This window comes from Methylobacterium sp. 77, assembly GCF_000372825.1.
Taxonomy (GTDB): domain Bacteria; phylum Pseudomonadota; class Alphaproteobacteria; order Rhizobiales; family Beijerinckiaceae; genus Methylobacterium.
The window spans coordinates 4335584-4349656 of the sequence record NZ_KB910516.1 but is presented as its reverse complement, the minus strand read 5'-3'; the positions used below and the strand labels follow the sequence as shown (position 1 = coordinate 4349656).

Below are 14073 nucleotides of genomic sequence, written 5' to 3'. Positions count from 1 at the left end.
GAATTTTTAGCTCCTATCAGCCTAATCCCCAAGCATAGGCTGAAGTCGGATTGAATTACCCGTGCCCCTCACTGGCTCTCGACGCCCCCTCAACAGACGTGTCGCCGGATTCGTGGCGGGACTGGCCGCGCTCACGGCCGCATTGGTTCCGCTCGGCCTTCTGGCGCTGCCCGCCTCCCGGACGGTAGCGGTCCTCGGTCCGCCCGGTCACGACATGGTCGCGCTCGTCGCTCGGGCCGGCGGGTCGATCCTGCGCATGGGCGGATGGACCAACATTATCGTGGCCACCGACGGCCCGCCGGATCTCGTCGCCCGCCTCTACGCCTCAGGCGCATGGCTCGTCGTCGCTGCCGGCGAAGCGCGCGGCTGCGCTCCCACTTCCCGAGCCCCCGCCATCCAAGCCAATCGCATCTGAAAGACTCCGATCCCGATGACGAATCTCGAGACCCTCCGGCAGAGCTTCAGCCGGTTCCTGATCGCCTTTCTCTGGCTGCATCTCCCGGTCATCGCCCTCGGCGCATGGTACAGCGGGAACGCCCCGATGGCCCCTGTCCTTGCCGCGGCGTTCCTGGCGGGGCTCAGCACGCTGACATGGTTGCGGTCGCGCACCGGACTGGCGACCCGCCTCGCCAGCAGCCTGGCGCTGATCGGCATGGCGGCCATCCTGGTCTCGGTCTTCGCCGGACATGCCTGGCAGATCGACATGCACATGTACTTCTTCGCCTGCATGGCCCTGATCGTGACCTGGTGCGACTGGCGCGTCCTGATCGCCTGCGCGGGCGCCACCGCCGTCCATCACCTCGCCCTCGATTTCGCGATGCCGGTCCTGGTCTTCCCGGGGGAGGTCGCCGGCTCGGATCTGGGGCGGGTGGTGCTGCACGCGGTCATCCTGATCCTGGAGACCGGCGTGCTGGCCTGGCTGGCGAACACCATCGTGACGGCCTTCACGGCCCAGGCAGCCTCCGAGCAGGAGGTCCGGATGCAGATCGCGCGCATGCAGGAATTGGAGACGGAGACGACCCTGGCGCGGGCCGGCGCCGAGGCCCAGCGCCGGGCCGCGATGCAGCAGACCGCCGAATATTTCGAATCGACGGTGAGCGGCATCCTCGGCCAGGTCACGCAGGCCGCCGGGACGATGCAGGACACTGCCCGCGCGATGGTGGACGCGGCGGACAGCACGTCGGGGCAGGCGAGCGCCGTGGCGCGGTCCGTGGCGAGCGCGGCGGAGGGCGCCGCCGCCAATGTCTCGCTGGTGGCAGCCGCTGCCGAGGAACTCGGCGCCTCGGTCCAGGAGATCGGCCGGCAGGTGGAGGATTCGGCCCGGATGGCACAGAGCGCGGTCGGGCAGGCCGACGAGACGGGCCGGCTGGTCCAGGCGCTGAGCGCAGGCGCTGCCCAGATCGGCGATGTCGTCGGAATGATTACCGGCATCGCGGGCCAGACCAACCTGCTGGCGCTCAACGCGACCATCGAGGCGGCCCGCGCGGGCGAGGCCGGACGCGGCTTCGCGGTGGTCGCGGCGGAAGTCAAGGAACTCGCCAACCAGACGGCCCGGGCCACCGAGCAGATCGTTCAGCAGATCAGCGCGATCCAGGACTCGACCGGCGAGGCTGTCGCCGCCATCGACAGCATCGCCGCGCGCATCCGCACCATGAGCAGCGCGGCGGCCGCCATCGCGACGGCGGTGGACCAGCAGGGTATGGCGACGCAGGAGATCATCCGCAACGTGGCGCACGCCGCCACGAGCACCTGCGCGATTAAGGACACCGTCGGGAGCGTCGTCGGCTCGGCCGGGGAGACCGGCACGGCGGCGGCGGACGTCTTCGCCTCGGCATCGGCTCTCGCAGAGCACGCCGATCAGCTCGGCGCCGAGGTCAACCGCTTCCTCGACACCGTCAAGGCGGCCTGACCCGGCGCATCTCCGTGGCGCTCGGTCCCGGAGATTGTCCATCGGCCCGCCCGCCAGGGCGAGGTCGATGGAGACGTTCCGGACGTCGTCCTGATCCTCGATGACCTCGACGCGGCGGCCGGCATTGTCATCCTGTCGGCCGACGGCAAAGCCAATCTAGACCGCCCCTTCGTCATCTTTCGCGAGTGGCATATTCCAACGTTTATACTTTGGCACTGCGACCGACATCTACCTGTGGGCATACGGGCGCCAGCAATCGAACTTGCGCCGAGCGAGTTGGAGAGCCAGACCGATCAGCTCACTCCCGCGCCGGTCAGTGACCGTGTCGGTTTTTGCGATGCGCCTTTCGAAAATTGCTTGGACCACGAGCTCATCGAAGTTCGAACGCCAGATCTTCACAAGCCATGTCGTGCTGCTGTCTGCGAGCCCCCTGTTCGTCATCCGATACGATCCACGTCAGACGCAAGCTTCGGTAATCGGCGCCTGAGTCTCCGGCTTTTCGTTTGACGCAGGGAATCGGACCGTCTCATACCGCCCCATGACGCCTCCTGCACGACCATACGCCACGCGCCGCAACGCCGCCGCTTCCTCCATCGACACACGACAATTATTTTGACAAAATTCCTATTTCATGTCTATATCCCCACACCTGCCGCCCAGTGAAGGGGGCCTGTCCGGTGACCGACCGGGTGGGCCGGAGGGGTGGTGGGGCGGTGCCCGCGTCGGTGGTGTCGGTCACCATCGCCCCGGGCGGCGACTCGCCAGACCGCGGGCTCGGTCCGGGCGGTGTCCGGGAGGTAAATGCCCCGGCGCCGACCCTGCACTGGGCTCGGTGGAGGACAGCTGCGTCGCCATCCACTACGAGATGGCGTGCGACGAAGGTTCGCTCGGAGATGAACGGGGCCAGGAGACCCGTCACGACTAGCGCCAGCGCGAGACCCGTCGGAGACACCGTGATGCAAAAAAGGCCCCGGCGGGAACGCCGGAGCCTCGGGACGCCGGGGGACCGGCACTCACATCAAGCGCTCAATGGGTTCCGCGGCGTCCCGCGTCCCCTCTTGGGGCTTTTCTTGTTTGGGCTTCTCTTGGGCCATGCCCCCGGCGCTGTCGCGCGCGGGGGTGAAGCTGTGTGGCAGCCAGGGTCACGGCGAGCCGGAGACTGGGCCGCGCGAGGTCGCCCTCCCCCCGGAAGGAGGAGGGTCACGGGCCGCTCAGCCTTCGAGCTTGGCCATCAGCGCGTCGGAGAGGGCGAAGTTGACGTAGACGTTCTGGACGTCGTCCTGGTCCTCGATGACCTCGACGAGGCGGATCAGCTTCTCGCCGGTCTCGTCGTCGACGTCGATCGTGTTCTGGGCCTTCCACACCAGGGCGGTGCGGCGCGGCTCGCCGAAGCGGGCCTCCAGGGCCTTGGAGACCTCGCCGTAGGAATCCTGGGCGCAGGTGACTTCGTGGCCGTCCTCGGAGGAACGCACGTCGTCGGCGCCGGCCTCGATCGCCGCTTCCAGCATGGTGTCGGCATCGGCCACGGAGGCGTCGAACGCGACGATGCCGACATGGTCGAATAGGAAGGCGACGGCGCCGGTCTCGGCGAGGCTGCCGCCGGATTTGGTGAAGGCCGAGCGCACGTCCGAGGCGGTGCGGTTGCGGTTGTCGGTCTGCGCCTCGACGATGAGGGCGGCGCCGCCGGGGCCGTAGCCCTCGTAGCGGATCTCGTCGTAGCTCTCCGCGTCGGCGCCGGAGGCCTTCTTGATGGCGCGCTCGATATTGTCCTTGGGCACGTTCTCGGCCCGCGCCGCGATGATGGCGGCGCGGAGACGCGCGTTCATCGCCGGGTCGGGCATGCCGAGCTTGGCCGCCACCGTGATCTCGCGGGCGAGCTTGCCGAAGAGCTTGGAGCGGACCGCGTCGACGCGGCCCTTGCGGTGCATGATGTTCTTGAACTGGGAATGGCCGGCCATGGCGTGACCTTGGGTCGTGTCGGAGGTGAAGCGGAAGTGCGCGCATGCGTCGCCGCAGCGGGATGGGGCCGGGTTATAGGCCGGGTCCGCTCATGGAGGCAACGCACGGGAGGCCCCGGCGTTGACGGAGCGAGGTTTTTCCGGCCTCGAAAGGGACCGACGCGATGGCAGGCACGGGACATGACGACCCCGGACGGCCCTGGTGGCGGCTGGCGCTCACCGCCTGCCTCGGGATCGTCGCCGGCTCGACGCTGTTTCCCCGACCGGCGAAAGGGGTCAGCCCGTCATCCGGTCGTGCCAGGCCGTCAGCGCCGCCACGGTGACGAGACCGCCCGGCCATGTCAGCCCGGCGAGATGGCCGTGCGGCGCTCCCGGCTCGCCGAGATCGGACAAAGCCGAGAATGCGCCGTCCAGGCTCTGGCCGCCGGTATAGCGGCTGCGCGTCGCGATGACGGGCAATCCGGCATCGAGCGCCGAGCGGATGCCGGCGGCCGAATCCTCGAACGCGACGGCCTCGCTCGGGCTCACGCCGAGGCGCGCCAGAGCGAGGAGGAACACGTCCGGATGCGGCTTCTTGCGCTCGGCCTCGTCACCGCAGGCGATGACGTCGAACGGGCTGCCATCGGGGAAGTTGACGGCGATGAGGGTATCGACGTTGGGCCGGCTGGTGGTGCTGGCCACCGCGAGACGCAGACCGGAACTCCTGGCCTCCGCGATGAGACGGGCGATGCCGGGCCTGAGTTCGAGCGCCCCCTGCGTGACGAGATCGCCGTAGATTCGGGTCTTGCGGTCGTGGATCTCGCCCATCTGCGCGCGCCGCTCCGCATCCGGCTCGCCATGCTCGGTCCGCACGTAATGCGCGAGCCGCTCCTTGCCGCCCATCACGGTGAGGAGATCGGCGTAAAGCTCCGGCGACCAGTGCCAGTTGAGCCCCATCTCGGCGAAGGCGCGGTTGAACCCCTGCCGGTGCAGGTCCTCGGTCTCGGCCAGCGTCCCGTCGACGTCGAAGATCAGCGCCTTCAGCATGCGACGGTGCCGCCGGCGCCCGCTCGGATCGCGGCGATGCGCTCGGCATATCCGGACGGTCCACCCTTGAACACGGCGCTCCCCGCCACGAATGCGTTGGCTCCGGCGGCGGCGGCCAAGCCCACATTCTCGGGCGTGATGCCGCCATCCACCTCGATGTCGATGTCGCGGCCGGCACTCATCGCCTTGATCCGGGCGATGGTCTCCAGCGTCGAGGGGATGAAGCTCTGGCCGCCGAAGCCGGGATTCACCGTCATCACCAGGACGAGATCGACCATGTCGATCAACGGCTCGATGGCGCTGGCCGGCGTGCCGGGGTTGAGGGCGATGCCGGCGCGCTTGCCGAGGTTCAGGATGGTCTGGAGCGAGCGGTGAATATGCGGGCCGGCCTCCACATGAACCGAGATCGCATCCGCCCCCGCCTCGGCGAAGGCCGCGAGATAGGGGTCGGCGGGCGCGATCATCAGGTGCACGTCGAACACCTTGGCGCTGTGCGGCCGCAGGGCCTTCACCACGTCGGGACCGAAAGTGATGTTGGGGACGAAATGCCCGTCCATCACGTCGAGATGGATCCAGTCCGCCCCCGCCTCGGATATCGCGCGCACCTCAGCGCCCAGATTGGCGAAATCGGCCGAGAGGATCGACGGGGAGATGATGGGGCCGGTCATGCGCGTCGTCATCCAGGATATCTCGTTACAGGTTTGCCCGTCCGGGCCGTGCGCCGGAACCCGGACTTCCGTCTCGCTCACGCGAGCCGGCGCTTGCGCTCCACCAGCTGCATGATGATCGGCGTCAGGATGAGCTGCATCGCGATATCGAGCTTGCCGCCGGGAATCACGATGGAGTTCGCGCGGCTCATGAAGGAGCCCTGGATCATCGAGATCAGGTAGGAGAAATCGATGCCCTTCGGGTCCTTGAAGCGGATCACCACCATCGATTCGTCGGCGGTGGGAATCCAGCGGGCAATGAAGGGGTTGGAGGTGTCCACCGTGGGCACGCGCTGGAAGTTGATATCGGTCCAGGTGAATTGCGGGCAGATCGTCTGCACGTAATCCGGCATCCGCCGCAGGATCACGTCGGTGACGGCCTCGGTGGAATAACCGCGAAACGACCGGTCCCGGTGCAGCTTCTGGATCCATTCGAGGTTGATCACCGGCACGACGCCGATCTTGAGGTCGGCATAGCGGGCCATGTCGACATTGTCGTCGACGACGCAGCCGTGAAGGCCCTCGTAGAACAACAGGTCCGAGCCCGGCGGGAAGTCCTCCCAGGCGGTGAAGGTGCCCGGCTCGGCCGCATAAGCCTGCGCATCGGCGGCATCGTGGACGTAGTGCCGCGTCCGCCCGACACCGGATTCGCCATAGGTGCGGAACACCTCCTCCAGTTCGGGCAGGAGGTTGGCGCGGGGTGCGAAATGGCTGAGCGTCGGCTCCTCCGCCATCGCCATGCGCATGGCATTGCGATCGAGGGCGTGAAACGCGTCGCCCTCGATATAGACCGCGCTCACATCTTCGCGGCGGAAGATCTGCTCGAACGTGTTGCGCACGGACGTCGTGCCGGCACCGGACGAGCCGGTAACCGAGATGATGGGGTGACGCGCCGACATGAACGATGCCCGACCGGTTTCAGCCTGTGCCCGATCAGCCGCGCATCAGGCCGCGCTGGCCGAACAGGGGCGAGCGGCCGGCGGCGGGATTGCGGCCGCCGTAATATTTGGCGACGCTGGCCACCTCTTCGGTCGATCCGAAGACGAGGGGCACGCGCTCGTGAATGCCCGTGGCGCTGATATCGAGGATGCGGGCGGCGCCGTCGGTGGCGGCGGCACCGGCCTGCTCCATCAACATCGCGATGGGCGCAGCCTCGTAGAGCAGCCGCAGCCGCCCTTGCGCGTAGCCTTTCCGATTATCGCCGGGATACAGGAACACGCCGCCGCGCATGAGGACCCGCTGTGCGTCGGCCACCAGCGAACCGAGCCAGCGCATGTTGAAGTCCTTGTCCAGCGGACCATCCGAACCGGCGAGGCAATCCTCGATATAGGCCTTCACGGGCGTGTCCCAGTGTCGGGCATTGGACGCGTTGATGGCGTATTCCTTGGCCGTGGCCACCACCTCGACTCGAGGGCTGGTAAGGCGGAAGACGCGCTCGGCCCTGTCGAGCGTGTAGATCTGCGTGCCGAAGCCCAGGGTGATCACCAGGGAGGTCGCGGGTCCGTAGGTGACGAAACCGGCAGCGAGTTGCGCCGTGCCCGGGCTCGTGAACGAACCGAGCGGATTCTCGGGTGTCGCGCCGACGGGGCGGATGCCGAAGATCGAGCCCACCGCCATATTCACGCCGATGTTGGACGAACCGTCGAGCGGATCGATGGCGACGGCCAGCGGAGCGCCCGCATTGAGGAGCATGACGCCCTCGGCCTCCTCGGAGGCGACCTCCGCCACCGGAGCGCCACGCAGCGCCTCGGTGAAGCGTTCATGCGCCAATACGTCGAGGGCCTTCTGGACGTCGCCGTCGCTGTTCTGTTCGCCCTGGGCGGCCAGATCGCCGCCGCCGAGGGCGCCACGCCCGATGACCTCGCTCACATCGACCGCCGCTTCGGCACAGGCCGCGATGACGGCGGCCACATCGGCCAAGGCCGGATCGGCGGCTACGGCCTGTGCGAGGCATGCATCGAGGCGAGACCCGATCTCCAGCGACCCCATCGACATCGGCTCACGTCCTCTTCAACGACCTACCGGAGAATCCGGCTGCTCATAATCCGTTCTGGCGCAGGATTCAGGACTTCCTCACCCAGACGCCGCCCTTTGCACGATACCCCTGCGATCAACCAGAGCACCAGACGGGCAATCCCCGTGCAAAGAAGGAATTCTGAAAAAACTTGCGGGCGGTTCCAAAAAAACTAAAAACGCCGAATGCGCAACCTCTCGCTCAAGCAACTCCAGGCCGTCGCAGCTGTTGCCCGTCTCGGGACGATGACCCGCGCGGCCCAGGAACTCAACGTCACCTCGGCGGCGCTTTACGCGCGCATCCGCCAATTGGAGGAGGAGGCGGGGCTGCTGCTGTTCGACCGAACGCCGACCGGTCTCAAGCCGACCGATGCCGGGCGAGAGATGCTCTGGGCGATCGACAGCATCAATACGGTGCTCGAAACCTGCGCCGACAGGCTCCAAACCCTCAAGGGCGGCAGCGGCGGCCGGGTCGCCATGGGCGTGGTGTCCACAGCCAAATACTTCACGCCTCAGATCATCGCCGGCTTCGTCAGCCGCTATCCCGCAGTGGAGATCAACCTCTCGGTCGGCAATCGCGGCGGCATGGTCGAGTCCCTGCGCAACTACGAGATCGACTTCGCGATCATGGGGCGTCCCCCTCGCGACTTCGCCATCGAGGCGGAGATGTTCGGCGCGCATCCGCTCGTGATCATCGCGGCTCCCGGCCACCACCTCAGCGGGCGCACCGATCTCACGCGGGCGGATCTGGTCGAGGAGTCTTTCCTGGTGCGCGAGGAAGGGTCCGGCACGCGCACCGTGTTCGAGGAGTTCATGTCGGGCATCATGATCCGGCGCGCCAAGCTCGGCATCGATTCCGGTTCGAACGAAACGATCAAGCAGGCGGTGATGGCCGGGCTCGGCATCGCCCTGATCTCCGGCCACACGGTGGCGGCCGAAATCGAAAGCGGGCGCCTGACCCTTCTCGACGTGCAGGGGCTGCCGATCCGCCGCGACTGGTACGTGGTCCGCCGCGCCGACAAGGTCCTCGGACCGGCTGCGGCGGCGTTCTGGGACTACACGGTGAAGGAGGGCGGACGCAGGCTGCCCCGCCTGGCCCTGAAATCGGCGATCAGCTCGATCACTGCGGAGTTCGAGGCGTGAGCGAGGACGGCATCGTCATCGTCGGAGCCGGTCAGGCCGGTTTTCAGGCGGCGGTCTCCCTTCGAGAGGGGGGCTATATCGGTGCCGTGACGATGATCGGCAACGAGGCGAGCCTTCCCTATCAGCGCCCGCCGCTGTCGAAGGCCTATCTCGCCGGCAAGGTCGATGCGACCGGCCTGTTCCTCCGCGCGCCGGCTTTCTATGTGGACCACCATATCGCTTGCGAGACGTCGGTCCACGCCGTTTCCATCGATCGGGCGGCCCGGCATGTTCGCCTGAGCGATGGCCGCGATTTCTCCTACGATCACCTCATCCTCGCGACGGGATCGCGGAACCGACCCCTGCCGGTGCCCGGCGCGGACCTCACAGGCGTCTATCAGCTCCGTTCGGTCGTGGATGCCGACCGGATCCAGGCGGCGCTCGGGGAGGCGCAGAACATCACGATCGTGGGCGCAGGCTTCATCGGGCTCGAATTCGCCAGCATCTGCGCCGCGCGCGGCCTCTCCGTCACGGTGATCGAGGCCGCCGATCGTCCCATGGCGCGGGCCGTGTCCGAACCGATTGGTGCCTTCTTCCGAGAGGCGCATGAGAAAGCCGGCATCCGCTTCTTGTTCGGCAGCGGCGTCACAGCCATCGAAGGACGGGACGGTCGGGTCGATGGGCTTCGCTTATCCGATGGCACGACATGCGCGTCGGACCTCGTCCTGATCGGCATCGGGGTAGTCCCGAACCAGGAACTCGCAGTCGAGGCGGGTGTCAGGGTCGAGGACGGCATCGTCGTCGATTCCGTGCTGTTGACCTCCGATCCATCCATTTCGGCAATCGGTGATTGTGCCCGGTTTCCCACACGCTTTGCCGCCCATGGTGCGGCGCGGGTGGAATCCGTCCAGAACGCCATCGATCAGGGACGCTGTGTCGCCGCCCGTATGACCGGACACGCCGCGCCCTACGATGCCGTTCCCTGGTTCTGGAGCGATCAGGGCGGTCACAAATTGCAGATGGTGGGATTGCCGGTATCGAGCGATATCTCCGTCCGCCGCCCAACCGCTGGCGGTTTTGCCGTGTTTCGCTATCGCGGATCTCACCTCACCGGGATCGAGACGGTGGATTCGGCGGCCGAGCATATGGCCGCCCGCCGGATCATCGCCCGCGGCCTGTCGCCGACACCGGACGAGGCCGCCGATCCGGCCTTCGACCTGAAGTCCCTCGCGATGGGGCGTGGCGGCGCCTGAGATATCAGGCCCTGCGGTCGTGGCGAGACTTCAGTGATCGTTCTCGGTGGTCAGCGAGCTGAGCCGCGTGCCTTCGTCGCCGCCCTTGGCGCGCAAACTGACGCCGCTCTCGCTGCCTTCGCGAAAGACGATGCCAGCGGCCATGAGCGAACTTCGCAGGGCCTCGATCTGACCCGAGGGCGGATCGCCGGTGCCGTGCTCGAAGGCTTTTACATCCTGCTCGGCCAAGCCTACCTTCGCCGCAAGATCGGCCTCGGACCATCCCAGCATCCCGCGCGCAGCCCTCGATTGAGCGGGGCTCATCGTGTTCAATCCCGCTCCGTCACGGTCGCTCTCGTCCATTCCCGCCAAAGGAATCTCTCCATCCGCTCACGGGTGCTCGAAGCGCACCGGCGTCTAAGCTGCTTTAACGAGGCTGATATCGGGATAGTTCACGACTAGCGCGCATGGATCGTCGTTTGGGCGGGATGACAACGAAAACCAGCGCTAGACAGTCTTGACCATATTTGTGCTGGAATCTTATCCGAAGGGCGGATGCTCGTTTTTGACGCGGAGCCTTGCGCGTACCGCGCGGTCTGGTGCCGCGCCTCGGAGCCGAGGCAAGACGCACGACGATGCGAGCCCGATTGATGTTGGCGAAGGAAGGCCTGACGATGAGAGCGATGCTGTTCGCCGCGATGGCTTGTGCCGTGACGGCAGGGATGCTGTCGACGGACGCATCTGCGCAGGGAAATAACGTAACTGGGTTCGGCAAGGACAACCGCGAGAAGCCCGAGAAGAAGCAGTACGTTCCAGCCTCCAAGGCCCAGGAAAAGATGTTTCCCCTCGACGCGACCTGGACTGCCGTGAGCCTGAACGGCAAACCCTTCAACGGAGCCGACCGGCCGAGCTTCATCATCGACAAACAGTACCGCGCCCGCGGCTACGGTGGCTGCAACACTTTCGCGGCGACGGCCTTCCCTTTACGCGAGCAACACCTCGCGGTCGGCCCCCTCGCTCTCACGAAGAAGCCCTGCGACAAGGGTACTGGCGCGAGCGAACAGGATTTCTTCATCGCCCTGCGCACAGCCGCCCAATGGGACCTCGTCGGATCACAGCTGGTGATCAAGAGCCAGAAGGGCGAGTTGAAGTTCGACCGCGCGCTCTGACATCCGCCGCATCGGAAACGTCGGCTTCGCTTTAAGACCGCGTTGACGACGATCCGAGGTGACGGCTGCGGCTTTACCCCTCGTTCAATGCACTCGTCGCCTTCTGCCGATCACGGCTGAGGCGGAGTGAGCACGATGGTGAAGCGGCTGGAATGGGCGACCGGCAGCGTCGTCAGGCGTGGTGCGCACGAAGAATTCATCTACACCTGTCCGCCGAGCGTGCATCCGGCTGCATTCCGGATAGCCGTTTCGACGCCCCTATGCGCGACTCTGCTCCTCCTTTCGGCGATGATCCAATTTTTCTGAGATAGCGCCTCGTACTGCCATCCACGGAGTCGTACGGTCCCGGCTCCGAGGATCAGCAGCCATACAACGAGGGATGAGAACAACATTCCCCTAGGGACGGCCCAAGCAGAGCAATATTTCTACTGGCGATTTCATCCATTCAAGACAGAGAAGATTTGTCTTTGCACGGCGTCCATTGGCGATTGCCTCGCATAGAGTGACGCGATATCCCGGCGCACACCGAGCGCGAGGTCTGTCGAGGCCTTCGCAACGCGTAAGAGCCGATCAGGAGATCTCGTCATGGCCGACACCAGTCCCTCTCAGTCCCGCAAACCCGGCCATGGTCTGATCTACGGATCGATCACCGAGACGATCGGCAACACGCCGCTGGTTCGGCTGAACCGCATCACCAAGGAGCGCGGTGTCGATGCCGAGATCCTGCTGAAGCTCGAGTTCTTCAACCCGATCGCAAGTGTGAAGGACCGTATCGGCGTCAACATGATCGACGCCCTCGAAGCGTCCGGCCAGTTGAAGCCGGGCGGTACGCTCGTGGAGCCCACCTCCGGCAATACCGGCATCGCCTTGGCCTTCGTAGCGGCGGCGCGCGGCTACCGCCTGATTCTCGTCATGCCCGAGACCATGTCGCTGGAGCGCCGCAAGATGCTGGCCTTCCTCGGCGCGGAACTCGCTCTCACACCCGGCCCTCAGGGCATGAAGGGCGCGATCAGCAAGGCTGAGGAGCTACTCACCGAGATTCCCGGCTCGATCATGCCGCAGCAATTCTCGAACCCCGCCAACCCCGAGATCCATCGCAAGACCACGGCCGAAGAGATCTGGAACGATACGCAGGGCCAGCTCGATGCCTTCGTCGCCGGCGTCGGCACGGGCGGGACGATCACGGGCGTCGGCAGCGTGCTGAAGCCGCGTCTGCCGAACCTCCAGGTCATCGCCGTCGAGCCAACCGATTCCCCGGTGATCTCCGGTGGCCAGCCCGGCCCGCACAAGATCCAGGGTATCGGAGCCGGCTTCATCCCGGGCAACCTCGATCGCGAGATCATTGACGAGGTGATCACCGTCTCGAACCAGGAAGCCTTCGACACGGCCCGGCTTCTCGCAAAGCTGGAAGGGATTCCCGGCGGCATCTCCACGGGCGGCAACGTCGCCGCCGCACTGAAACTGGCCGCACGGCCGGAATTCCAGGGCAAGCGCATCGTGACCGTGGCCTGCTCCTTCGCCGAGCGCTACATCTCCTCGGCGCTCTTCGAGGGGATCTGATCCCCGTCGGTCGGCTCCACGACGGGGCCGACCGTTCCGCGACGAGGGCGCTTTCTCCACGCGGCTCTCGAGCCGAGCCTGAAGGCCGCCCTTGTCATCGACCGCCCTCTACCGGATTCGCCGTGCTGCCCGCCGCCCCTGGTTGCGGGTAGCCGCGTTCTGTGGGGCCGGTGTCGCTGCGGCCCTCGCCTCGGCCTTTGGCGCGCCCCTGATTCCCATCGAGATCGCGCGCTCGATCGGATCCGACGCCGTCGATCAGATCCTCACCGTGCTCGCCACCAGCATGCTGCCGGTGGCGACATTCTCGCTCTCGACCATGGTCCAGGCCTATGGGGGCGCCACCAGCAACGTGACGCCCCGCGCCGTAACGCTGTTGATGGAGGACACCCGCGCACAGACGGCGGTTGCGAGTTTCCTCGGCGCCTTCGTCTACAGCGTGGTCGGGCTGATCGCGCTCAAGACCCATTTCTACGGCGATCAGGGTCGGGTCATCCTGTTCGGCCTCACGCTCGTCGTACTTGCGCTTGTCGTCGCAACCCTGGTGCGCTGGATCGATACCCTGGCTCATCTCGGCCGTGTCGGGGAGACCATCGACGCCATAGAAGAGGCCGCCTGCGCCGCGATCCGGAGGCGAGCGGAGGCGCCGTATCTCGGTGGCCTGCCCTGGTGCCCGGCGCCCGCGAGCGCGATGTCCGTCCGCGCACGGAGTACGGGCTACATCCAGCACGTCGATACCAAATCGCTCGATGCACTCGCCGAAGCCTCGGGGCTGACCTTACATCTGGTGGCTCTGCCCGGCGGATTCATGCATACCGGCCGCCTGCTCGTGGAGGTCGACGGCGTTCCCGACGAGGCGACGCTGGCAGCCATCGAGAAGGCCTTCGTCATTGGCGACCGGCGCACGTTCGACGATGATCCGCGCTTCGGCATCATCGTTCTCACCGAGGTCGCATCGCGAGGGCTGTCTCCTGCGATCAACGATCCCGGTACAGCCATCGACGTCATTGGCACTCACGTGCGCGTCCTCGCCCTCTGGGCGACGTGCCGTGCCGTAGCACCGCACGCCGAAATCTATCCGCGCCTGCGCGTGCCCGGCATCGAGGCGGCGGACCTGTTCACCGACGCCTTCCGTCCCATTGCCCGGGACGGTGCCGCTTGCGTCGAGGTCGGTGTGCGCTTGCAGAAAGCGCTCGCAGCCCTCAACACGCTTGGCGGTCCCGACTTCCAGGCAGCGGCACGGCGAGAGGCGGACGGCGCACTGGCGCGGGCGGAAAAAATCCTCGACCTGCCCGACGATCTCGAGGGCCTCCGTGCAGCTCACGCTCTCGTCGGGCGAGCGACCTGACGCAACTTCGTCGCTCGTGGAGCGGTTGAACC

At 66.4% G+C, this 14073-nt stretch carries 13 protein-coding genes; 7 read left to right on the top strand and 6 right to left on the bottom strand.

The genetic code is table 11. The annotated features are described in order from the left end of the window. Positions 1–112 precede the first annotated feature (112 nt). Both A3OK_RS23165 and A3OK_RS0120580 read left to right on the top strand, forming a co-directional pair. Complete coding sequence (locus A3OK_RS23165; RefSeq protein ID WP_019906787.1) at positions 113–415, top strand: hypothetical protein; 303 nt, start codon at positions 113–115, stop codon at positions 413–415. Between the two features lie 15 nt (positions 416–430). Next, positions 431–1909 carry a methyl-accepting chemotaxis protein gene (locus A3OK_RS0120580; protein ID WP_019906786.1) on the top strand — a complete coding sequence of 493 codons (1479 nt, stop codon included), beginning with the start codon at positions 431–433 and terminating at the stop codon, positions 1907–1909. A gap of 1211 nt (positions 1910–3120) precedes the next feature. Here A3OK_RS0120580 and A3OK_RS0120570 read toward each other — a convergent pair. From A3OK_RS0120570 to A3OK_RS0120550, 5 genes are all read right to left on the bottom strand, one after another. Beyond that, on the bottom strand, positions 3121–3867 hold the full coding sequence (locus A3OK_RS0120570; RefSeq protein ID WP_019906784.1) for a YebC/PmpR family DNA-binding transcriptional regulator: 747 nt from the start codon (positions 3865–3867) through the stop codon (positions 3121–3123). A 276-nt stretch (positions 3868–4143) separates the two neighbouring features. Next, positions 4144–4893: an HAD-IA family hydrolase gene (locus tag A3OK_RS0120565; protein ID WP_019906783.1), complete on the bottom strand. Its 750-nt coding sequence runs from the start codon at positions 4891–4893 to the stop codon at positions 4144–4146. Further along, positions 4887–5561 (bottom strand): ribulose-phosphate 3-epimerase, encoded by a 675-nt coding sequence (rpe, locus tag A3OK_RS0120560; RefSeq protein WP_026597487.1) that lies wholly within the window; start codon positions 5559–5561, stop codon positions 4887–4889. The genes A3OK_RS0120565 and rpe overlap by 7 nt, the downstream gene beginning before the upstream one ends. 77 nt (positions 5562–5638) lie before the next feature. Further along, positions 5639–6499, bottom strand: coding sequence for a phosphoribulokinase (locus A3OK_RS0120555; protein WP_019906781.1), 861 nt, complete (start codon positions 6497–6499; stop codon positions 5639–5641). A gap of 34 nt (positions 6500–6533) precedes the next feature. Next, a complete protein-coding gene (locus tag A3OK_RS0120550; RefSeq protein ID WP_019906780.1) occupies positions 6534–7595 on the bottom strand; it encodes a class 1 fructose-bisphosphatase in 1062 nt (353 codons plus the stop codon). A gap of 204 nt (positions 7596–7799) precedes the next feature. Between A3OK_RS0120550 and A3OK_RS0120545 the strand changes: the two genes are divergently transcribed. Together A3OK_RS0120545 and A3OK_RS0120540 are read left to right on the top strand one after the other, a co-directional pair. Further along, positions 7800–8756: a LysR family transcriptional regulator gene (locus A3OK_RS0120545; RefSeq protein ID WP_019906779.1), complete on the top strand. Its 957-nt coding sequence runs from the start codon at positions 7800–7802 to the stop codon at positions 8754–8756. Then, a complete protein-coding gene (locus A3OK_RS0120540; RefSeq protein WP_019906778.1) occupies positions 8753–9988 on the top strand; it encodes an FAD-dependent oxidoreductase in 1236 nt (411 codons plus the stop codon). Before A3OK_RS0120545 ends, A3OK_RS0120540 begins: the two co-directional genes overlap by 4 nt. A 30-nt stretch (positions 9989–10018) precedes the next feature. Here the strand turns inward: A3OK_RS0120540 and A3OK_RS0120535 are convergent, their stop codons facing one another. After that, positions 10019–10216, bottom strand: coding sequence for an XRE family transcriptional regulator (locus tag A3OK_RS0120535; protein WP_245259392.1), 198 nt, complete (start codon positions 10214–10216; stop codon positions 10019–10021). Between the two features lie 425 nt (positions 10217–10641). Here A3OK_RS0120535 and A3OK_RS0120530 point away from each other — a divergent pair, with 425 nt between their 5' ends. From A3OK_RS0120530 to A3OK_RS0120515, 3 genes are all read left to right on the top strand, one after another. Then, the gene (locus A3OK_RS0120530; protein ID WP_026597485.1) at positions 10642–11136 is read left to right on the top strand and encodes an META domain-containing protein; all 495 of its coding nucleotides are present in this window, start codon (positions 10642–10644) and stop codon (positions 11134–11136) included. A 585-nt stretch (positions 11137–11721) separates the two neighbouring features. Then, a complete protein-coding gene (cysK, locus tag A3OK_RS0120520) occupies positions 11722–12696 on the top strand; it encodes a cysteine synthase A (protein ID WP_019906774.1) in 975 nt (324 codons plus the stop codon). Positions 12697–12787: 91 nt separating this feature from the next. Then, complete coding sequence (locus tag A3OK_RS0120515; RefSeq protein ID WP_019906773.1) at positions 12788–14041, top strand: DUF2254 domain-containing protein; 1254 nt, start codon at positions 12788–12790, stop codon at positions 14039–14041. Positions 14042–14073 lie beyond the last annotated feature (32 nt).